The following is a 19,623-nucleotide window of genomic DNA, read 5'->3' as shown; positions in this document are numbered from 1 at the left end:
CTGATGTGTTCAAACGCATCGGGTTCGCCGACGCGCCGGTCGATCACGACGGCGCGTTCTCTCGGTTGCGCGTTGCGTCGCCGTTCGTGAAGAGGGCGCAGCGGCCGCACGTGCCGATTCATGTCGGCGGTTCGTCGCAGGCCGCGGCCGCGCTGGCGGTGGCCGGGCAGCACGCGGACGTCTGCATGACATGGGGCGAGCCGCTCGCCGCGATGCACGATTGGGTCGCGCGGGTTTGGGCCGCCGCTGTGCCGTTCGGACACGCGTCGCGCATCGGCTTGTCGTTCCGGCCGATCGTCGCAGACACCGAAGCCGCCGCGCAGGAAAGCGCCGGGCGGGTCCGCGCATGCGCGCGGCGCGGCTCGGTTCAGAACGACGGCAACCCCGGCGGATTCGTCTCCGCGTGCGCGATAGCCTCGCTCTGCAATCCCCAGCGCGCCAGCGCCTGCCCGTAGCGGCCGTTGCCGATGAGCGCGTTCGTCGCGAGCGTCAGCGCCGGCGCGAGCCCGCTGCCGCGACGCGTCGCGATCGCGACATCCGCATTCGCCGGCCAGCCCGCGTTGACGACGCCGACCCGGCGGATCCGGCCGTCGCGCGCGGCCTCGTAAGCCAGCGACGCATTCGGGTTCAGCTCGGCGTCGGCGCGACCGGACAGCAGCGCGACGCGGGCTGCCGCATCGTCGTCGAAATAGAGCAGCTCGGTGGCCTTCAGCCCTTGCGCGACATTACGCCGGCTCCATTCGAGCAGGATGCGCTCCTGGCTCGTGCCCGCACCCGTGATGATGCGCAGGCCCGCGACGTCCTTCGGCCCGGCAATCGTCGCGATCGGGCTCGCGGTGCGCACGTAGAAGCCGTGCAGCCCGAGCCGGTAGGTCGTGAAATCGTATTTCTCCTTGCGCTTCTCGGTCACGCCGACGTTCGAGATCACGGCATCGTACTTGCCCGACGTGAGCCCGAGGGGCCAGTCGGCCCACGCGATCGGCACCAGCATCAGCGTGCGGCCGAGCGCGTCGGCGACGAGCTGCGCATAGTCTGGATCGGCCCCGACGACGGTGCGTGCGTCGGTCGCGTAGGTCGACACCGGCGGCGCGTGCGGCGAAATCGCGACGGTGAAGGCCCCGTCGCGTACCCAGCGATAATGGCTCGCCGCGCGAATCGCCGCATCGTCGCGCGACGCGCGGATCCGGCCGGCCTGGCGAGGATCGAGGTCGGCCGTCGCGGCGGCGGCCCCGGCTGCGTGCCACCGGAGGCCGGTGGCGGCCGCCAGCGCGACGGTCATGAACTGGCGTCGGTCGATCATCGTCGGCTGCCTCGAGGACGGTGGGCGGCGCACATCAGAGCACCCGCGACAGGAACGCGCGCGTGCGCGGATGGGCCGGCGCGTCGAGCACGACGGCGGGCGGGCCCGACTCGACGATGCGGCCGCGCTCCATGAACAGCACGTTGTCCGCGACTTCGCGCGCGAAGCCGATCTCGTGCGTGACGATCACGAGTGTGGTGCCCGAGCGCGCCAGCTCCTTGATCACGTCCAACACTTCGTTGACCAGTTCCGGATCGAGCGCCGACGTCGGCTCGTCGAACAACAGCACCTTCGGGCGCAACGCGAGCGCCCGCGCGATCGCGACGCGCTGCTGCTGGCCGCCGGACAGCTGGCGCGGGTAGGCGTCGGCCTTGTCAGCGAGGCCGACGCGTGCGAGCAGCGCGCGCGCGGTGCGCTCGGCGGCCTCGCGCGTGACGCCGCCGACGGCGACCGGCGCCTCGATCAGGTTCTCGAGCACCGTCAGGTGCGCAAACAGGTTGAAGTTCTGAAACACCATTCCGACCGCCGTGCGCCGCTTCAGCACGTCGCGCTCCTTCAACTCGTGCAGCACGTCGCCGTCGCGCCGATAGCCGATCAGCTCGCCGTCGATGTCGATGAAGCCGTCATCGACGCGCTCGAGATGGTTGATCGTGCGCAGCAACGTCGACTTGCCCGAGCCGGACGGCCCGACGATCACCGTCACGCTGCCGCGCGGCGCGACGAACGACACGTTGTCGAGCACGCGCTGCATGCCGAATTGCTTCGACACGTTGTGCACGACGACTTCGCCGCCGGAGCGCGACACGGGCGCGTCAGCGGTGTTGCCCTGAACCGCCGCATCGGCCGTCGCGCCGCGTGTCGCCGCCCGCCGCCGCAGCGCACCGATGCGCGCCAGCACGAACGTCAGCGCCGACGGCGGCGGATTGCGCAGCGCGCCGCGCGCGTAGTGGCGCTCCACCTGCACCTGGATCGCGGACAGCACGGTCAGGATGATCAGGTACCACACGGTCGCGACCATCAGCAGCGGAATCACCTCGAGATTGCGGCGATAGATCACCTGCACCGTGTAGAACAGTTCGGGCATCGCGAGCACGTAAACCATCGACGTGCCTTTCGCGAGCGTAATCAGATCGTTGAACGCGGTCGGCAGGATCGCGCGCATCGCCTGCGGCAGCACGATGTGCGTGGCCTGGCGACCGCGCGGCAGGCCAAGCGCGGCGGCCGCTTCGAGCTGCCCCTGGTCGACCGCCAGAATGCCGCCGCGAATCACTTCCGCGGAAAACGCGGCATGGTTCAGCGTGAGGCCGAGCACGGCCGCGAGGAACGGGCTGATCAGGTCGGTGGTTGGCGTGTCGAACCATACGATGTCGGTGAACGGCACGCCGAGCCGCACGTGCTCGTACAGGTAGCCAAGGTTGTTGAGGATCAGCAGCAGCACGATCAGCGGAATCGACCTGAACAGCCACACAAACGTCCATGCGCTCGCGGCGAGCAGGCGCGAGCGCGACAGCCGGGCCAGCGCGACGAACGCGCCGAGCGCGAAGCCGAACACCGCGCCGAGCAGCGTCAGCACCAGCGTGCGCGCGAGACCCGACAGCACCGGGGGCGACAGGAACCATTCGGCGAACACCGGCCAGCCCCATTGCGGGTTGCCGAGAATCGAATGCAGCGCGAGCGCGATCAACACGAGCGCGAGCACGGTGCCGGCCGTGCGCGACCGGCGCCGGGCCGGCACGATCCGCAGGCGCGTGCCGGCGTCGCGGGCGTGAGGGGAAGAGAGCGGCGGCAGCGCGCCGCCGAGATGGGTCGTGTCGCTCATGTCGGTGAGGGTCCTCGATCGGGTCGGTGGGACGCGCCGCGAACTGGCGGCGCGTCGGCGTCACACGTGCGCTTCGGCCGCGTCGTCCTGTTGCTGCACCGCGCCGGGCGCCGCGTAACGGCTCGCCTTGCGAGGCAGGCCGAGGTGGTCGCGCAGCGTGTCGCCGGGCAGGTCGCGGCTGTAGCGGCCGCGCGCCTCGAGCGCCGGAATCACCAGTTCGACGAAGTCGTCGACGCCCTGGGCCTGCACCGGGAAACCGAGGATGAAACCGTCGCCGGCCCCGGCGTCGTACCAGCGGATCAACTCGTCGGCCACGTGCTCGGCGGTGCCGATGAAGTTCGGGCGGGGCGTCGCGACGGCGAGTGCCGTCTCGCGCAACGTGAGCTGCTTGCGCTTCGCGTCGGCCTTGATCCGGTCGGTGGTCGAGCGGAAGCTGTTGCGGCCGATGTCGCCGAGTTCGGGAAACGGCGCGTCGAGCGCGTACTGCGTGAAATCGTGGTGATCGAAATAACGGCCGAGATAGGCGAGCGCCTCGTCGATGGTCAGCAGGTCGCGGATCGCCTGGTATTTGTCTTCCGCCTCCGCGGCCGTGCGGCCGACGATCGGCCCGACGCCGGGGAAGATCTTCACGTCGCCGGGCTGCCGCCCGTGCTCGACCGCGCTTTGCTTCACGCGCCGCGTGAACGCGGCCGTTTCGTCGAGCGACGGCGAATGCGTGAACACGGCGTCCGCATACTTGCCCGCGAGCCCGATGCCGGTATCGGACGAGCCGGCCTGGAAGATCACCGGCTGCCCCTGCGGCGAGCGCTGGATGTTCAGCGGACCCGCAACCTGGAAGAAGCGCCCGTGGTGGTCGAGCGTATGCAGCTTGTCGCGATCGAAGAAGCGCCCGGTCGCGCGATCGCGCACGAATGCGTCGTCGTCCCAGCTGTCCCACAGCCCCTGCACGACGTCGAGGTATTCGTCGGCGATTTCGTAGCGCAGTTCGTGATCGGGATGCGCCTTGCCGAAATTCTTCGCGGTGCCTTCGAGCGGCGTCGTCACGACGTTCCAGCCCGCGCGCCCGCCGCTGATCGCGTCGAGCGATGCGAGCTGGCGCGCGACCGTGAACGGTTCGCTGTACGACGTCGAGATCGTGCCCGCGAGGCCGATCTTCTTCGTCGCGACCGCGAGTGCCGACAGCACGGTGAGCGGCTCGAAGCGGTTCAGGAAGTGCGGGATCGACTTCTCGTTGATGTAGAGGCCGTCCGCGACGAATGCGAACGCGATGCCGGCGGCTTCCGCCTTGCGCGCGATGCCGATCGCGAAGTCGAGGTTGATGCTCGCGTCCGGCGGGTTGCTCGGATGCCGCCACGCGTTCATGTGGCTGCCTGCGCCTTGCAGCATCAGGCCGAAGGGAATCGATCGTCGGGTCGTCATGGGGGCGTCACGCGTTCTGGTCGAGGGAAGGGAATCGTTCGGCGGCAAGGGCCGTCTGCAAGGGCGTGATCGACTGCGCGCCGCCGAGCCATTCGGCCGACGCGAGCCGGGCCCCGTAATCGGTCACCGGCGAGTCGATCACGAACGCATCGACATCGAGCCGCCGGCTCAGCGCGTCGAGCGCGCGGTGCACGCGCTCGGGCGTATCGGCGAGCACGGTCGGGCGCAACTCGTCGATCCGGTAGTCGGACGCGCCGCTTTGCCGCGCGAATTCGGCGGCGGCCTGCGCGCTCGCCAGGTTGAAGCTCTGGCCGCCGGCGAATTGCAGCTTGAAGATCTTCAGCGGCCCGATCAGTTGCTCGGCCGCGTCGCGGGTCGGCGCGGCGACCGCGTACAGCGCGACGAGCGGGCGCGTGCCGCCCGCGTCGCGGTACGCGGCCAGCGAGCGTTCGAGGTTCGCGTCGTCGCCGTTGAAGTGCCCCGCGTAGCAGAAGCGCCAGCCGTGGCGGGCGGCGAGCGCGCCGCTGTCGGGCGAGCCGCCGAGCAGGATGCGCTCGGGTGCGTGCGGTGGCACCGGCATCGCGACCGCGCCGGCGAGCGGATGATCCTCGGCGACGCCCCAGCCGAGGAACGCGTCGAGCTCCGCGAGCTGGCCCGCGAAGTCGGGCTTCCTCCCCTTGTCGTGAAACCACTGCAGCGCGCGCGTGGTCATAGGCAAGCCGCCAGGCGCCTTGCCGATGCCGAGATCGACGCGGCCGGGACCGAGCGCGGCGAGCAGCTTGAACGACTCGGCGACCTTGAACGGGCTGTAGTGCTGCAGCATCACGCCGCCCGAACCGACGCGAATGCGCGACGTATGCGCGAGCAGGTGCGCGACGACGATCTCGGGCGCGGAACTCGCGAAGCCCGGCGCGCCGTGATGCTCGGCAACCCAGAAGCGCGCGTAGCCGAGCTGTTCGGCGCGCCGCGCGAGGGTTGTCGTGAAGCGCAACGCATCGGCTGCGGTCGCGCCGTCGGCGATCGGACTCTTGTCCAGCAATGAAAGCGAATAAGACATGGTGTCGGCGTTCCTGCGGGGGCGTGGACGGGCGGCGCTCAGCTCTTCGGCAAGCCCGGCGGATTCGTGCGCGACTGATCGATCGCTTCGGAGGCGAGGTTCCAGCGATCGAGGATCTGCTGATAGCGGCCGTTCCTGATCAGGCCGTTCAGCGCGATCGTCAGCGGCTCGGCGAGCCCGCTGCCGCGACGCGTCGCGATCGCGATGTCGGCGGTGCGCGGCCACCCGCCGCTGATCGCGCCGACGAGGCGCGTCTTGCCCTGCTGCGCGCTCTGGTAGGCGAGCACCGAGTTCACGCTGAACACGGCATCGGCGCGGCCCGACTGCACGGCGACGATCCGCATCGCCTGGTCGTCGTAGTACTGGACTTGCACGGGCTTCAGGCCATGCGCGACGTTCTCGCGGTCCCATGCGAGCAGGATCTTTTCCTGGTTGGTGCCGGCATCGGTGACGATGCGCAGCCCTGCGACATCCTTCGGCTCGCGGATCGACTGGATCTTGCTGTCGTTGCGCACGTAGAAGCCGACCTGATCCTTGCGATAGGTCGAGAAATCGAACTTCTGCTTGCGCTCCTCGGTGACGGTGACGTTCGAGATCACCGCGTCGACTTTCCCCGATTCGAGCGCGAGCGGCCAGTCGGCCCAAGCAAGCGGGACGATCTTCAGCTTGCGGCCGAGGCTGTCGGACACGAGCTGGCCAACGTCCGCGTCGAAGCCGATCACCGTGCGCGCGTCGGTTGCATACGAGCTGATCGGCGGCAGGCTCGGCGCGACGCCGATCGTCAGCGTGCCGGCTTCGGCGAACCTGAACGACGCGGGCACCGCCCGCTCGACGGCCGCATCGGCCGCGCCGCGCGGCCGGCCGCGCTGCTCGGGGCTGAGGTCGAAGGTCGCGGCGGTCGCGGCGATCGCGGTCACGCCGATCAGCGCGGCGGCCAGCGTGCGGATTGCGCGCGGCGTGAAGGGAGCGGCTCGTTGCATCGATGTGTCCTGTTGTTGTCGTGTGTCGGGAAACGGAGGAGCGGAATCGGACGGCGCGGGGCGTTCAGCGCGGCAACACCGCTTCGGGCAGCGGCGCCCACAGGTCGGCGAGCGTCGACGTGCGCGACGGATCGGCGAGATCCTTGCCGAAGCGCAGGTGGAAATACGCTTCCGGGTCGATCGACGCATCGAACAGCCGCGTATAGCCGGTGCGGTCGTACAGCGCCCACGCCTCGGGCTGGCGAAAGCCGGTGGTCAGGTACACGCGTCGATAGCCCTGCTGCGCGGCGCGCAGTTCGAGTGCGTCGACGATCAGGCGCGCGAGCCCCTGGCGGCGCAGGTCCGCGCGGGTCCAGATGCGTTTGAGTTCGGCGGTCTGCGCGTCGTAGCGCTTGAACGCGCCGCCGCCGATCGTTTCGCCGTCGCGCAGCAACAGCACGAACGCGCCGTCGGGCGGCGCGAACAGCTCGGCCGGGTAGCGCGCGAGTTCATCGCGTGCGGACGCGCGGCTGTCGGGGCGATACGCGTCGTAGCGCGTCGCATATTCGTCGATCAGCGCGTCGATCAGCGGCTGGGCGCGGACGTCGAGCGGCGTTGTGTCGATGAGGCGGTCGGTCGTGGCCATGGGCATCGCGAAGGGCGCGCGATGCGGACGTTCATGGCGGGGGCGGGCCACACGGCCCGTCCGGTCTGTTCCGTTATCGCGACGCGGTTGTCGTGATGACGGCGGCCGCGGTGCTTGCTGCATTGCATCCGGCGTGCCGCCGCCGTTTCGAACACGTTAGCGGCGCGGCCGGCAAAGACGAACGAAGCAATTTCGATAAGGATTTCGCGCGGAGCGTCAGAAGGCTTGCAGCGGGAGTGGGGTGAGCGCGCGGAGCGCACGCGTCGAATGTTCCATGCATGCGCAATGCCGGAGGGTGTACGTCTACGCTGCGCGCACTTCGGCGAGCAGATCCGGATGACGATCCAGAATCTTGAGCAACTTCACGAGGGCAAGCGGCGGGTTCGTCTTGCCGGTTTCGTAGCGCGAGAAGGCGTTGACGCCACCGCCGAAGAGCTCGGCCGCCTCGCGTTGATCCAGCATCAGCTTCTTGCGCACCTTCGCGATGAACTTCGGATCGACAAGGGTCGAATTCACCTGCTTGTTGAACTCGCCGATCGCTTCACCCAGCCGGGTTGCCTCGTCGATATCCAGCACCGACTCGCCGCAGGCCGGACAGAAGTCGCCCGTTATGTCGCGAACGACGGTCGAGCGGCCCTTGTACGTGTAAGGGATGTCTCGTGTATCGCGGACCAGCTTCGCGCCACCGCACGCAGGACACTTCATGTTCATCGCTCCTTGAACGACACGATCAGCACATCGTCGATCACGGTCAGTTTCAGATAGACGTCGCCGTTCACGGTGTGGCGACGATAGACGTCCTGCCAGATCGTGTGATCGGCGTAGGTCGTCATGCTCTTGTGGAAATCGACGGTATCCAGGGACATCACGACACCGATCGCCTCCGCTTCCGTGAAACCCAGTTGCCAGGCTCAGAACACCGCACTCGTCGTCAACCGGACGTTGCCGGTCTCGATGAGCGCCTTGACCCGCGACAGCTTGCAATGAGGCGCATTCTTTTCCATCGGCGATCGCAACCAAAAGAGTTAATTTGTCAAGTTGGTTAATGGCGCGTGCATGCAGTCCGCCATCCCTCGGCAGACTGCATGGAAAAGATACGGGGAGTAACCTGGCCTATCGGCGAACGCGCGGCGGCGTCGACGCCTCCGCCAGCTGAAACAGGCAATCGCCGCGCCGCACCTGCGCGGGCACGCGCTTGCACACCACTTCGCCGTCGCCCTTGAAGCGGTGCAGCACGGGTTCGCGCAGCGGCGTATCGGGGAAGTGCACCCACGCGGCCGGCTGGCCGGCCTTCACCTGGTCGCCGAGTTCGACGAGCGGTTCGTACAGCCCGCGGTCGTACGCATAGACGAAGTGGCGATCGCCGTCGACGCGCAGGAAACGCGTGACGGTCGGCGGCGCGTCGGGCACGAGCGCGCCGCGCAGCAGGCCGATATGGCCGAGGTAGTGCAGCAGCCCGTGGCGGCCGAGCCGGATCAGCGACGGATTGGCCATGCCCGCACCGCCGAGTTCGGTCACGATCGAGATCGCCCCCTGCCGGCGCGCGGCCGATGCCGAGTGCACCGGGTTCGGCGCGTGCAGCAGCGCGTTCGGCAGCCCGAACGCGACCAGCAGCCCGTGGAGCTTCGCGGCCTCGTCGTCGTCGAGCGGGTCGATCGCGAGCATGTTGCCGCCCTGGTACAGCAGCGAGCTGCCGCCCGAATGCAGGTCGACCAGATACTGCGCGCGCGACAGCAGCACATGCTCGATGAAATGCGCGATCATCTGCGTCGGCGTGCCGGCCGGGTCGCCGGGGAAGCTGCGGTTCAGGTTGCCCTGGTCGAGCGGCGACACGCGCAAGCCTGCGTCGGCCGCGGGAAAATTCGCCATCGGCAGCAGGATCAACTGCCCGCTGACCATCTCGGGATCGATCTCGCGCATCAGCTGCGACACGATGATCTGGCCTTCGTATTCGTCGCCGTGGTTGCCGGCCATCACGAGCGCGACCGGGCCGTCGCCGTTGCGGATCGACGCGATCGGGATCGGCAGCCAGCCGTATGCGGAGCGATGCACGGAATGCGGCAAGCGCAGATAGCCCGCATGCTTGCCTTGCGCATCGAGATCGATTTCGCAGTGGATGGGATTTCGGTGGGAAGAGGAGGCGGTCATGGCGGCATCGTTCGATGAACGGAATCTGCCATCTTATCGGGAAACGACCGCCGCGCGGCGTGCGCGCTGCGTGCGGTGCCGGACGCCGTCGACCAGCCCGCGCGCGAACCGCCAACATGCGCAACCCGAGCAGCCGCGCGCGATGTTGCAGCACTGAAACGCATGCGGGCGCGCGGTGGCCCGCGCATGCCGTGTTGCGCGGCGGCCCCTTGTCGCACGGGGCCGGCGCGGGTGATCGCTTCAGCGACCGGAGGTTTCAGCTTCGATACGGCCTTCTTCCCACAGCGCCCAGAAACGGCTGCCGGCGCGATACGGATTTGCGCGTCGCGCCGCGTGATCGGCGACGCCCTGGCGATACGCGCCGTACAACGTCAGCGGCGGATTGTCGACGCACGCGGCTTCACGCGCGGCAGGCGCGCGGTGCCCGGAAACGAGCCGCCGGATCAACGACGCGCCGTCGATCACATCCAGTTGATCGCTCGCTTCCGCACGGCTGAGGACTTCGACGGTATTCATGTGTGGGCTCCCTGACATCCTGTTTCCCAGTCAAGGAGCAATAAGGGTGCCAGCCGCGAAATGCCGCGTGCCGCACCGATCGTGCAGGCTTCTGCGGCGAACGTGACGCGCGGCGCGGGCCGATGTTACGGAACACGTCACGTGACACGCGCGCGCGCGGCGGAACACGTGCGCGCATGCGCGCAGCCACGCGAAGCGTTTCGGGAATGAATCGCGGGAAGCGAACGAACACGCGGGGATACGGAAAAGCGGAAAAGCGGAAAAGCGCGGAGGCCGCCGGCGTCAACGAACGTGTTTGCTCAGCTCGCGGTCGCGGGCGCCACGCGGCTGCTTCCGGCCGAGTAGAAGCGGTAGATCCCCTTGCCGGCCGACTTCGCGTCGTACAGCGCGCTATCGGCCTGGCGGATCAGTTCGTCGGGGGAGCCATGCCCGTCGTCGAGCGCGATGCCGATGCTGATTCCGAAGCTGACGGTCTCGCCGATCGACAGCGTGTATGGCGCCGAGATCTGCCGGATGATGCGCGCGGCGAGGATCGAGCAGGCGTGCATCGTGGTCCCGTCGAGCGCGACGACGAATTCGTCGCCGCCGATCCGAGCCGCCAGCTCGCCGGACGGCAGCGTCTTGCCAAGCCGCTCGGCGACCTGCGTGAGCACTTCATCGCCGGCCTGATGGCCGAACCGGTCGTTGATTGCCTTGAAGCCGTCGAGGTCGAGATACATGACGGCGAGCGTGGCGCTCGGCACGCGAGGCCGGTGCGCGAGCATCCGCTTGAGTTGCGCGTGCAGTTCGTGGCGGTTCGGCAATCCCGTGAGCGCGTCGTGTCGCGCGAGGTGCCGGATATGCTGTTCGGCGCGGCGGCGCGTGGTGACGTCCTCGACGATGATCACCGCGTTGCCGTCCGGCACGCGATGGCGCGTCAGTTCCAGCTGTCGGCCGTCGGCGAGCGTGATGTCGAGCGGCACCGGTTCGTCATGGTTCAGCCAGACGTCGCATTGCGCGGCGAGACTTGCGCCGTCGGCATCGGTTACCGCGTTCGCGCCGAGCGCGGCGACGACGTCGGGCAGCGGCGTGTCGAGCATGATCTCGCGCGGCGAGCCGAACAATTGCGCGGTGCGCCGGTTCGCGACGATCACGCGGCTCTCGCCATCGATCATGCACAGGCCATGCGGCATGTAGGTGAGCGCGGCGTCGAAGCGCGCGACGAGTTCGGCGTTGCGCTGACGCGCGGCGATCAGCGCGACCAGCACGCGGTAATGACGCTGGACGACCGTGCGCATGGCCGCGAGATAGATCGCGAGCGGCGGCAGCAGCAGCCATGCGCCGGGTCGGTCGACCAGCAGCGCGCCGAGGCCGATCGGCAGGACGCCGAGCGTGATCTGCGTCATCGCGAGCCGCGGCAGCGCCGAATTGCGCGACGCAATTCCGCCGAACACGCCGCCCGCGACCATCACCGACAACGTGCCGAGCTCGGCGTCGGGCGCCTCCACGCAGCCCATCACACCGAGGCCGAGCACGAAGCATGCGGCGAGCGACACGGGGGCATAGCGCAGCGCCCAGTATTCGGCGCGATCGTCGCCTGCGGCACGGTGTACTGCATACGTGCGTGCAATCGCGAGTCGCGCGGCGAGCAGGCCGACGTCGACGACGAGCCACACGAAACACCAGAGTTGCTGCAGCCGGATCAGCGCCATCGCCGCGACGAATGCGCTGGCGAGGCCGGACAACGCCATCGGGCGCACGTCTTCGAACAGCGTGACGAGCATCGACGGGCGCAGCGCGGCCGTCACGCGGTGATTGCCGCAGGGAGGAGTGGAGAGAACGGCGTTCAGGAGGCTTGCCTTGACTGCCATGGCTATTCTGACCTCGACACGATGCGACGCTTTGCCGACCGCCCCGCGCGGCACGTGGCGGGGTGACCGGCGAGCCGGATGCGCACGACATTACCATGAAACGCCGGCCGCGAGGGTCGTGCGGGGACGTCGGCGAGTCGTTGGAAACCGCGCCGGCGCGCGCGTTGCGCATTCGACGACGCGGTTGCAAACATCGTTGCCCACGGGGCGATGTCGGCCAGCCGCCCGCAAACCGGTTTCGACGCGCGCCGCAAATGTCCCGCCCATGGCGCGCGATCCACCCGCCGCGACATCCGCCGATCGCGCACGTGCATCACCTGCGACCGCGCGCCGCAGGCCGCCTGAATCGCGTTATAAGAAATTCAATAAGTATTTCATGCGGGAAATACTATAGGCGATATATCGAAAACAATGCCAGAATGCCCGCCGCTCCGAACGTCGCGACACCCGATCGCCGTCCGAGCCGCATCAGGAGGTTCCCCCCACATGAAAAACCACGGCCTGTCACGGCGGGGTTTTCTGAAAGCCAGCGTGCTGGCGGGCGTCGCGGTCTATGTCGCGCCCATCGGCAGTCGCGCGTTCGCGGCGCTCTTCGAAGAAAAACTCCTCACCCCCGTCAAATGGGATAGCGTCACCGGCATCCCCCAATTCCGCATCGACGGCATCGCGAAGGTCACAGGCTCGAAAGTGTTCGCCCGTGACGTGCGCGCGGCCGACATGCCGCACTGGCCGCAGCAGCAGTCGCATGCGCTGATCCTGCGCGTCACGCAGGCCGACCGCATCTACGAAGGCTTCGACCTGTCGTTGCTCGGCGACGAACTGAAGCCGGACCGTGTGGTCACGGCCGACGATCTCGCACGTGACGGCGTCGCGTTCCCGGCGTTCTACGGCGACGACATGCTGTTGCCCGCGGGCAAGACCCCCGCGTATCTCGGCCATGCGGTCGCGATTCTCATCTATCACGACTTCGCACGCTTCCGCTTCGCGAAGAATGCGCTCAAGTTCCGCGACGACGTGATCCGCTACGGCGCGGTCACGGGCCCGCTCGAGCGCGATCCGTGGGGCACGTTCCGCTACGTGCGGGTGGGCGGCAAGACGGCCTACGACGACGATGTCTATTCGAGCCTGAAGGACGCGCCGATCTTCCCGAGCATGATGCGCAAGCACCTGCCGGTCTGGCCCGACGGCAAGGAGCACGGCAAGCTCGACGAGCAGGGGATGTTCCTGGCCGGCCAGATCGCCGCCGAACTCGATCGGCCGTCGGCCGACTGGCTCGTGTTCGACCGCGAGTACAGCACGCAGTCGGTCGATACCGCCGCGCTCGAACCCGACAACGCGAACTGCTGGTACGACGCCGCGACGCAGTCGATGCACCTCGTGGTGCCGACCCAGTCGCCGCTCGAGGTGGCGGAGAATGCGGCCGCGATGGTCGCGAAATGCCGCTTTCCGGTGAAGAAGCTGTTCGTGCATCCGTGCTACACGGTGGGTTACGGCTCGAAGGATCACTGCAACGTGCCGTTCTACGGCCTCGTCTGCGCGCTATACGCGGACGGCCGTCCGGTGCGGTTCGCGAACGACCGCTACGAGCAGTTCCAGACGTCGCTGAAGCGTCACGCGTTCAAGATGCATTACCGGATCGCGGTCGATCGCAACACGGGCCTCATGCAGTCGTTCAAGGGCGACTTCGAGGCGAACGGCGGCGGACGCTCGAACTTTTCGCCGTCGGTGGCGATGGTCGGCGCGACGGCCGCGCAATCGATCTACTACTTCCCGAAAAGCGACCTCGCGGCGGTCGCGATCGCGTCGCGCGCGATCGACGCCGGCTCCGCGCGCGGCTACGGCACGCTGCAGAGCATGGCCGCGACCGAGATGGCGGTCGACGAGATCGCCGCGCAACTGAACCTCGATCCGATCGAGTTCCGCCTGCGCAACGCGCTGCGTTCGGGGATGAAGAACACGCAGGGCGCGATTCCCGCCGGCGCGCTGCGCGTCGACGAAGTGCTGGAACGCGCGAGGCAGCATCCGCTGTGGACGCACCGTGCGGCGCGCAAGGCCGAATTCGAGGCGGCGAACCCGGGCAAGCGCTACGGCGTGGGTTTCGCGTGCGTGCAGAAGGATTTCGGCACGGGTGCCGAGGCATCGTTCGCGAAGGTCGAATTCGACGAGAACGGCAAGGTGTCGCTGCATCACACGGCTGCCGAGATCGGCACCGGGATGTCGACGTCGCAGGCCGTCGCGGTCGCGAAGTGGCTCGGCCGCCCGGCGACCGAGGTGCGCGTCGCCGTGACCGAATGGCCCGACCTGCCAGTCGAGACGAGCGGCGATCCCTACCTGATGTCGCAAGCGGACCAGGACCGGCTGAGCGCGAATCCGCGCTGGTCGCCGGGCTATGCGTCGCCGTCGAGCGCGACGAATTCCGCGTACTACTTCACGCACAGCACGCGCGAAGCCGCGCGCGCGGTGTTCCGCTACGGACTGTGGCCGGCCGCGATGTCGATCTGGACGCGCGGCCTCGGCGGCGGTCAGGCCGCGCCGTACACGATCCGCATCGAGGACGCGCGCTGGGTCGATGGCAAGCTGACCGCCGACGGCCTCGAGCCGCTGACCTTCGAGCAGATCGCGAAGCAGGCGCACGCGCTCGGCTTGCCGACCGGCGCCGTCGTGCACGTGTTCAACCGCTGGCAATGGACCGACGCCGAGTTCGAGGTGGGCGGCGCGGTCGAGCGTCTGCCGATCGACGGGTTGTCGCTGCGGGTCGGCACGCCGAAGACCGGCGAAGCCGGCCCGATGCCGGGCACCGCCGCGCCGGCCGGCGCGACCGCGATGCACGGCACGCTGGCGCCGACCGCGAACGGCTATCGCGTGCTGGACCGCAAGCGCGTGTTCATCCCGCCGACGAGCCGCAACAACGCGGCCGTCACGTACTACACGGCGGTCGGCACGCTCGTCGAGCTGGCCGTGCACGAAGCGACCGGCAAGGTCGAGCTGATCACGCATCACTCGATCATGGAGTGCGGCAACCAGATCTCGCCGCAGCTCGTGTCGGGGCAGGTGCAAGGCGGCCTCGCGATGGGCATCGGCCATGCGCTGCACGAGTATCTGCCGCTTTACGAAGACGGCCCCGGCAACGGCACGTGGAACTTCAATCGCTACCAGCTGCCGCGCGCGACCGACGTCGCCGTGTGGTCGCAGACGGGCGACATCCTGCCGCCGCTGTCCGAGACCGATCCGCCGAAGGGCGTCGCCGAGGTGGTGATGATCCCCGTCGTCGGCGCGATCGTGAACGGCATCGCGCACGCGATCGGCCATCGTTTCACCGACTTGCCGGTGACCCCGCAAAAGATCCAGGAGGTGCTCGCATGACGACCGCCCAAACCGCCGCGTCGGCCGCGAGCGCCAGCGCGGCTGCGACCGGCGCATCCGCGCCGAACGCGGCTTCGGCCGCCCCGGCATCTGCATCCGCGGCATCCGCCGCCGCGCCGGCCGCCATCGAGCGTCCGCTCGTCCGCTTTCAGCAGAAACCGCTGTCGGTGAACATCAACGGCAAGTCGGTCGGCCCGATGCAGGTGCCCGAAGGGCTGATGATGATCGAGTTCCTGCACGAGTACGCAGGCCTCACCGGTTCGCGGCTCGGCTGCGGGCAGGGCATCTGCCACGCGTGCGTCGTGATCGTCGACAAGCCGGACGGCACGAGCGAGGAAATGCGCACCTGCATCACCGGTGCGCACTTCTTCCACGGCCGTTCGATCCGCACGATCGAAGGCCACGCGAAGCGCAACGAAGCCGGCGAAGTGGTCGAGCTGTCGCCGATCCAGCAGAAGTTCCTCGAGCATTTCAGCTTCCAGTGCGGCTACTGCACGCCGGGTTTCGTCAATGCGGCGACGGTGCTGATCGAGCGCCTGAAGCGCGAGCCCGTCGCGAAGGCCGACGTCGAGCGCACGATCACCGACGCGCTGAACGCGCACATCTGCCGCTGCACCGGTTATGTCCGCTACTACGAGGCCGTGAAGGACGTAATCCTGACGACGCCGGGACTCGTGAAGGACACCGTATGACACGCACATTCGCCCATCGTGCCGCGCGGGTTGCGCGCGTGCCCGCGCTCGCGGCCGCCTGCGCGCTGCTGCTCGCCGCCTGCGGCGGCCATGACGCGCCGGTATCGAGCGCGGCTTCCGGCGCGCCCGGCGCCGACCAGGTCGCGCGCGGCCGCTATCTCGTGAAGGCCGCGGACTGCGCGGCATGCCACACCGCGAAGGACGGCGCGCCGTTCGCAGGCGGCGCGCCGCTCGAATCGCCGTTCGGCACGTTCTACGGCTCGAACATCACGCCCGACAAGGATCACGGGATCGGCAGTTGGAGCGCGGACGACTTCTACGCCGCGCTGCACGACGGCAAGGCACCAGGCAAGCGCCTGTATCCGTCGATGCCGTACACGTCGTACCGGCAGCTCACGCGCGCCGATGCCGACGCGATGTATGCGTACCTGAAGACGGTGAAGCCGGTCGCGCAGGAAAACCGCACGCACGAACTCAAGTTCCCGTACAACCTGCGCTTCGGCATGGTGTTCTGGGACATGGTGTTCCTGAAGGACAGCCTGCCCGATGCATCGGCCGGCCAGTCCGCCGACTGGCAGCGCGGCCGCTATCTGGCGGGCGCGCTCGGCCACTGCGCGGAATGCCACACGCCGCGTGCGTTCACGGGGCAGCTCGACGGCGCGCGGCCGTTCGCGGGCGCCGCGCTCGGCCGCGTGGCCGCGCCGGACATCACGCCGGCCGGCCTCGCCGCGCGCGGCTGGACCGGAACCGACCTGCAGACGTTCTTCGGCGTCGGCATCGCGCCGCAAGGCTCGGCGTTCGGCGAAATGTATCCGGTCGTGCACCTGAGCACGCAATACATGACGAGGGACGATCTGCGCGCGCTGTCCGTATACCTGCTCGGCGATACGCCGCCGGCTCCGCAGCCGGTGAAGCCGGTGTCGGCCGATGCCGCGCAGCTCGCGGCCGGCCGCTCGGTGTATCTCGCGGTGTGTGCGGGCTGTCACGGTTTCAACGGCGACGGCAAGCCGCACGTGGCGGTGCCGATGAACGGCAATTCGACGCTGCGTCAGGGCGATGCGCGCAACCTGCTGGTCGCGATGCTCGACGGCGTCGACGAGCAGAAGTTCGCCGGCTTCGAGAACCTGCAACCGATGCCGGGCTTCGCGCACACGCTGAGCGACGACGAACTCGCGCAGCTCGCGAACTACCTGCGCGCGACGTGGGGCGGCCAGCCGGCGAGCGTCACGCCGGCCGACGTCAAGGCCATGCGTCAGTAAGTTGTCGGACGAAGCGGGGCGTCACGCGCGAGGCAGCCGGTTTCCGGCTGCGCTCGTGCGTGACGCCCCGTTCGAACCGTTGCGGCGACGCTTCAGTAGCCGCTCCCTCCGCCACCGCCACCGCCACTTCCGCTGCCGCCCGCGCCGCCATACCGGCTCGTGCCGGGGCCTTGCGATACGCCGCCACCCGACGACGCACATCCGCCCGACAGCACGACCATCAGCGCCGCGAGCAGCGCCGCGGCCAATCTTGCCGAATTCATTTCACTCTCCTTTCGCCGAGAAGGCCGCGCGGCAGGGCGGTTCGCTCGAACCGGCGACCGCGCGATGACGAAACGTTTCCGGAGGCCGGTTTATTCCATGCTTTTTGCGTATCGGCACATGGCGGAACGGAGCGCGATACGCGCGCGCATGCCGCCGGGGCGCGGCGCGCGCCGGAGATTCGCTGCATCACGGATAACCCATGACGCGTAGCCGGGATGCCGCCGCCGCTGCGGCGGTATACGATCAACGATAGACGAGATCGGCGCGGCGGTTCTGCGCCCACGAATCCTCGTCGTGGCCGAGCGCGACCGGCTTTTCCTTGCCGAGGCTGACCGCTTCGAGTTGGGAGGCCTGCACGCCCAGCGTTTCCAGCGCGCTCATCACGGCTTGCGACCGGCGTTGGCCGAGCGCGAGGTTGTATTCGGACGTCCCGCGTTCGTCGGTGTTGCCCTGGATCAGCACGCGACGCGACGGATGGCTGCGCAGGTAATCGGCGTGCGCCTGCAGCAGCGTCTGGTATTCCGGCTTCACGGAGTACTGGTCGAAATCGAAGTAGACGCTGCGCTTCGCGAGCGGGCTGTTCGGATTGTTGAGATCGTCGGCCGCCACCGTCGCGACCGCTTCGCTCGATGGCGCTGGCGCCATCTCGGCATTCTCGGGCGTTTTCGCCGCGTGGTGACAACCCGCCAGCAGCGCAAAGGCTGCCATGACCGCAAATCGGTTCGTTTTGCTCATCGTGCGTCTCCTGCGGTTGACTGCGAGGAAAGCGTGGTGCGCGAACTGCCGCGTCACACATCCGGCAAGACGGCACGAAAGTGCCGGCTTCCGTGCGCGATGCGCTTTCGTAAGCCGGCGAGGTGCCATATGAAAGATTGTCTCGACCGGAACGCCGAAGCACGGCGCCGCTGCAACTAGATTAGGAAAGATGTCACAGCGTGACCAGTTTCTCCGCATTTTTCACACGGGAACGACGCAGGACGCATTCTTGCTTGCGCGGGAACCGGCATGCGCGGCGATACGTGATGCGCGATGCCGGCGCGGGCTGTCGCGCATCGCGGGCGCGTCAGAACTTGTGCCGCAACCCGAGCGCGACCACCAGCTGGTTGCTGTTGGCTGACGGCGTCATCGTCCAGACGGTCGCGTTGAACGCGGGATTGCCGTTGCCGCCGCTCACGCTTTGATAGACGGCTTCGAGATAGGCGTCCGTGCGTTTCGAGAACGCGTAGTCGGCCTGCGCGACCACGTGGTTCCACTTCGGGCGCGTCTGGCCCGTGCGCGTGTCGAAACGACCCATCGTGTACGTGTATGCGGCGCCCACGCTGAACGCCGGCGTGACGAAGTAGCGGCCGTCGACCGTGAAGTTGTCGAACACCAGCGATTCGCCCTTCAGCGGAGTGATGCCGCTACCCTGGAGCACGCCGCTCACGCCGTCGGTGGCCGAGTGCGACCACGCGGCGCCGACCGAATGCGGGCCGAACGAATAGCGACCGGCCATGGCCCAGATCTGCTGGTTGCCGCCGGTGATCGTCGCAGAGCCGTCGAGCGTGCTCAGTGCGCCGTCCGGATTCGGCGCATTGCGATCGCGGCTGATCTTCAGGTAACCGGCGCCGAGCTTCAGCGGCCCGTTCGCATAGCGGAGCCCCGCACTCCACACGGCGTTGTTCGAGAACGCGCCGGCCGTGTTCGAGAATCCGTACATCGCGCCGAACGTCAGCCCGCGATACGTCGGGCTCGTGTACTTCACCGCGTGGTTGATGCGCAGGTTGCGATTCGAGTCGTCGTTGTCGTACGGATGCACCGCGAGGTTGCCGCCCCAGCCGGGGCCCGACGCGCCGAGCGGCGTCACGAAATCGAGGATCAGGTCGTACTGGCGGCCGAACGTGAGCGTGCCGGCCGTGCGCGAGCTCACGCCGAGCCACGCCTGACGGCCGAACATGTCGACGCCTTTCTGCGACAGCTTGCCGTTCGTGCCCGAGAAGCCGTTCTCGAGCGTGAAGACCGCCGCCATCCCGCCGCCGAGATCCTCGCGGCCGCGCAGCCCCCAGCGTGACGCGTTGAGCGCGCCGCTCGTCAGCGCGACGCTGCCGCTGCCCGGCGAACCGGCGCCTTGCGTGCGCTGGTTGGTCGCGTAGGTGATCGACGTATCGATCAGGCCGTACAGCGTCACACTGCTCTGCGCGTGCGAGACGCACGGAATCAGGCCGGCCGCGCAGGCGGCGATCACGGTCGCCGGACGCGAGCCGATACGGCGGCGGCGAATGGCATGCGGCGTGGCAACGCGCGCGTTGGCGGGCTGGATGGTTTTATAGGAATGCATAGGATTTTTTATCG

Annotated in this window: 16 protein-coding genes and 2 pseudogenes; 4 read left to right on the top strand and 14 right to left on the bottom strand. The window is 68.3% G+C overall.

From position 1 onward, the window contains the following. Positions 1 to 2 precede the first annotated feature (2 nt). Positions 3 to 386 (top strand): annotated as a pseudogene (locus WI26_RS20905) (LLM class flavin-dependent oxidoreductase); the annotation flags it as partial. On the opposite strand, the gene WI26_RS20900 reads toward WI26_RS20905, so the two are convergent. The 11 genes and pseudogenes from WI26_RS20900 to WI26_RS20845 form a co-directional block, all read right to left on the bottom strand. Continuing rightward, positions 368 to 1,300 carry an ABC transporter substrate-binding protein gene (locus tag WI26_RS20900; RefSeq protein ID WP_069227035.1) on the bottom strand — a complete coding sequence of 311 codons (933 nt, stop codon included), beginning with the start codon at positions 1,298 to 1,300 and terminating at the stop codon, positions 368 to 370. The pseudogene WI26_RS20905 and the gene WI26_RS20900 overlap by 19 nt on opposite strands. 34 nt (positions 1,301 to 1,334) lie before the next feature. Further along, the gene (locus WI26_RS33295; protein WP_081334308.1) at positions 1,335 to 3,119 is read right to left on the bottom strand and encodes an amino acid ABC transporter permease/ATP-binding protein; all 1,785 of its coding nucleotides are present in this window, start codon (positions 3,117 to 3,119) and stop codon (positions 1,335 to 1,337) included. A gap of 60 nt (positions 3,120 to 3,179) precedes the next feature. Next, positions 3,180 to 4,538, bottom strand: coding sequence for an LLM class flavin-dependent oxidoreductase (locus tag WI26_RS20885; RefSeq protein WP_069227034.1), 1,359 nt, complete (start codon positions 4,536 to 4,538; stop codon positions 3,180 to 3,182). A gap of 7 nt (positions 4,539 to 4,545) precedes the next feature. Further along, entirely contained in the window at positions 4,546 to 5,595 is a 1,050-nt protein-coding gene (locus WI26_RS20880) for an LLM class flavin-dependent oxidoreductase (protein WP_069227033.1), read from the bottom strand. Between the two features lie 38 nt (positions 5,596 to 5,633). Next, entirely contained in the window at positions 5,634 to 6,575 is a 942-nt protein-coding gene (locus WI26_RS20875; protein ID WP_069227032.1) for an ABC transporter substrate-binding protein, read from the bottom strand. 64 nt (positions 6,576 to 6,639) lie between these two features. After that, positions 6,640 to 7,200 carry a GNAT family N-acetyltransferase gene (locus tag WI26_RS20870; RefSeq protein WP_059468019.1) on the bottom strand — a complete coding sequence of 187 codons (561 nt, stop codon included), beginning with the start codon at positions 7,198 to 7,200 and terminating at the stop codon, positions 6,640 to 6,642. A 303-nt stretch (positions 7,201 to 7,503) separates the two neighbouring features. Next, positions 7,504 to 7,905 carry a type II toxin-antitoxin system MqsA family antitoxin gene (locus WI26_RS20865; RefSeq protein WP_059468082.1) on the bottom strand — a complete coding sequence of 134 codons (402 nt, stop codon included), beginning with the start codon at positions 7,903 to 7,905 and terminating at the stop codon, positions 7,504 to 7,506. A gap of 2 nt (positions 7,906 to 7,907) precedes the next feature. Then, positions 7,908 to 8,204 (bottom strand): annotated as a pseudogene (locus WI26_RS20860) (type II toxin-antitoxin system MqsR family toxin). Between the two features lie 109 nt (positions 8,205 to 8,313). Next, positions 8,314 to 9,348, bottom strand: coding sequence for a succinylglutamate desuccinylase/aspartoacylase family protein (locus WI26_RS20855; RefSeq protein WP_059540494.1), 1,035 nt, complete (start codon positions 9,346 to 9,348; stop codon positions 8,314 to 8,316). A gap of 240 nt (positions 9,349 to 9,588) precedes the next feature. Further along, positions 9,589 to 9,864 (bottom strand): hypothetical protein, encoded by a 276-nt coding sequence (locus WI26_RS20850; protein WP_059468017.1) that lies wholly within the window; start codon positions 9,862 to 9,864, stop codon positions 9,589 to 9,591. Positions 9,865 to 10,163: 299 nt separating this feature from the next. Then, positions 10,164 to 11,714 carry a sensor domain-containing diguanylate cyclase gene (locus tag WI26_RS20845; RefSeq protein WP_069227031.1) on the bottom strand — a complete coding sequence of 517 codons (1,551 nt, stop codon included), beginning with the start codon at positions 11,712 to 11,714 and terminating at the stop codon, positions 10,164 to 10,166. A gap of 486 nt (positions 11,715 to 12,200) precedes the next feature. Between WI26_RS20845 and WI26_RS20840 the strand changes: the two genes are divergently transcribed. The 3 genes from WI26_RS20840 to WI26_RS20830 are packed head-to-tail and all read left to right on the top strand — an operon-like array spanning position 12,201 to position 17,028. Beyond that, positions 12,201 to 15,077 carry a xanthine dehydrogenase family protein molybdopterin-binding subunit gene (locus tag WI26_RS20840; protein WP_069227030.1) on the top strand — a complete coding sequence of 959 codons (2,877 nt, stop codon included), beginning with the start codon at positions 12,201 to 12,203 and terminating at the stop codon, positions 15,075 to 15,077. Then, on the top strand, positions 15,074 to 15,769 hold the full coding sequence (locus WI26_RS20835; protein WP_059596080.1) for a (2Fe-2S)-binding protein: 696 nt from the start codon (positions 15,074 to 15,076) through the stop codon (positions 15,767 to 15,769). Before WI26_RS20840 ends, WI26_RS20835 begins: the two co-directional genes overlap by 4 nt. Then, positions 15,766 to 17,028, top strand: coding sequence for a cytochrome c (locus WI26_RS20830; protein WP_069227029.1), 1,263 nt, complete (start codon positions 15,766 to 15,768; stop codon positions 17,026 to 17,028). The genes WI26_RS20835 and WI26_RS20830 overlap by 4 nt, the downstream gene beginning before the upstream one ends. 92 nt (positions 17,029 to 17,120) lie before the next feature. On the opposite strand, the gene WI26_RS32765 is transcribed toward WI26_RS20830, so the two are convergent. The 3 genes from WI26_RS32765 to WI26_RS20820 form a co-directional block, all read right to left on the bottom strand. After that, positions 17,121 to 17,291 carry a hypothetical protein gene (locus WI26_RS32765; RefSeq protein WP_167359255.1) on the bottom strand — a complete coding sequence of 57 codons (171 nt, stop codon included), beginning with the start codon at positions 17,289 to 17,291 and terminating at the stop codon, positions 17,121 to 17,123. A 244-nt stretch (positions 17,292 to 17,535) separates the two neighbouring features. Continuing rightward, a complete protein-coding gene (gene pal, locus WI26_RS20825; protein ID WP_059468012.1) occupies positions 17,536 to 18,027 on the bottom strand; it encodes a peptidoglycan-associated lipoprotein Pal in 492 nt (163 codons plus the stop codon). A gap of 328 nt (positions 18,028 to 18,355) precedes the next feature. Further along, positions 18,356 to 19,609, bottom strand: coding sequence for a porin (locus WI26_RS20820; protein ID WP_069227028.1), 1,254 nt, complete (start codon positions 19,607 to 19,609; stop codon positions 18,356 to 18,358). Positions 19,610 to 19,623: the final 14 nt, after the last annotated feature.

The organism is Burkholderia diffusa, from assembly GCF_001718315.1.
Lineage (GTDB): Bacteria > Pseudomonadota > Gammaproteobacteria > Burkholderiales > Burkholderiaceae > Burkholderia > Burkholderia diffusa_B.
This window is presented reverse-complemented; position numbering and strand designations above follow the sequence as displayed.

Excerpts from the sequence above, each read along its gene's own strand:
- WI26_RS20900 (WP_069227035.1), bottom strand. The coding sequence starts at position 1,300 with ATGATCGACCGACGCCAGTTCATGACCGTCGCGCTGGCGGCCGCCACC.
- WI26_RS33295 (WP_081334308.1), bottom strand. The coding sequence starts at position 3,119 with ATGAGCGACACGACCCATCTCGGCGGCGCGCTGCCGCCGCTCTCTTCC.
- WI26_RS20885 (WP_069227034.1), bottom strand. The coding sequence starts at position 4,538 with ATGACGACCCGACGATCGATTCCCTTCGGCCTGATGCTGCAAGGCGCA.
- WI26_RS20880 (WP_069227033.1), bottom strand. The coding sequence starts at position 5,595 with ATGTCTTATTCGCTTTCATTGCTGGACAAGAGTCCGATCGCCGACGGC.
- WI26_RS20875 (WP_069227032.1), bottom strand. The coding sequence starts at position 6,575 with ATGCAACGAGCCGCTCCCTTCACGCCGCGCGCAATCCGCACGCTGGCC.
- WI26_RS20870 (WP_059468019.1), bottom strand. The coding sequence starts at position 7,200 with ATGGCCACGACCGACCGCCTCATCGACACAACGCCGCTCGACGTCCGC.
- WI26_RS20865 (WP_059468082.1), bottom strand. The coding sequence starts at position 7,905 with ATGAAGTGTCCTGCGTGCGGTGGCGCGAAGCTGGTCCGCGATACACGA.
- WI26_RS20855 (WP_059540494.1), bottom strand. The coding sequence starts at position 9,348 with ATGACCGCCTCCTCTTCCCACCGAAATCCCATCCACTGCGAAATCGAT.
- WI26_RS20850 (WP_059468017.1), bottom strand. The coding sequence starts at position 9,864 with ATGAATACCGTCGAAGTCCTCAGCCGTGCGGAAGCGAGCGATCAACTG.
- WI26_RS20845 (WP_069227031.1), bottom strand. The coding sequence starts at position 11,714 with ATGGCAGTCAAGGCAAGCCTCCTGAACGCCGTTCTCTCCACTCCTCCC.
- WI26_RS20840 (WP_069227030.1), top strand. The coding sequence starts at position 12,201 with ATGAAAAACCACGGCCTGTCACGGCGGGGTTTTCTGAAAGCCAGCGTG.
- WI26_RS20835 (WP_059596080.1), top strand. The coding sequence starts at position 15,074 with ATGACGACCGCCCAAACCGCCGCGTCGGCCGCGAGCGCCAGCGCGGCT.
- WI26_RS20830 (WP_069227029.1), top strand. The coding sequence starts at position 15,766 with ATGACACGCACATTCGCCCATCGTGCCGCGCGGGTTGCGCGCGTGCCC.
- WI26_RS32765 (WP_167359255.1), bottom strand. The coding sequence starts at position 17,291 with ATGAATTCGGCAAGATTGGCCGCGGCGCTGCTCGCGGCGCTGATGGTC.
- pal (WP_059468012.1), bottom strand. The coding sequence starts at position 18,027 with ATGAGCAAAACGAACCGATTTGCGGTCATGGCAGCCTTTGCGCTGCTG.
- WI26_RS20820 (WP_069227028.1), bottom strand. The coding sequence starts at position 19,609 with ATGCATTCCTATAAAACCATCCAGCCCGCCAACGCGCGCGTTGCCACG.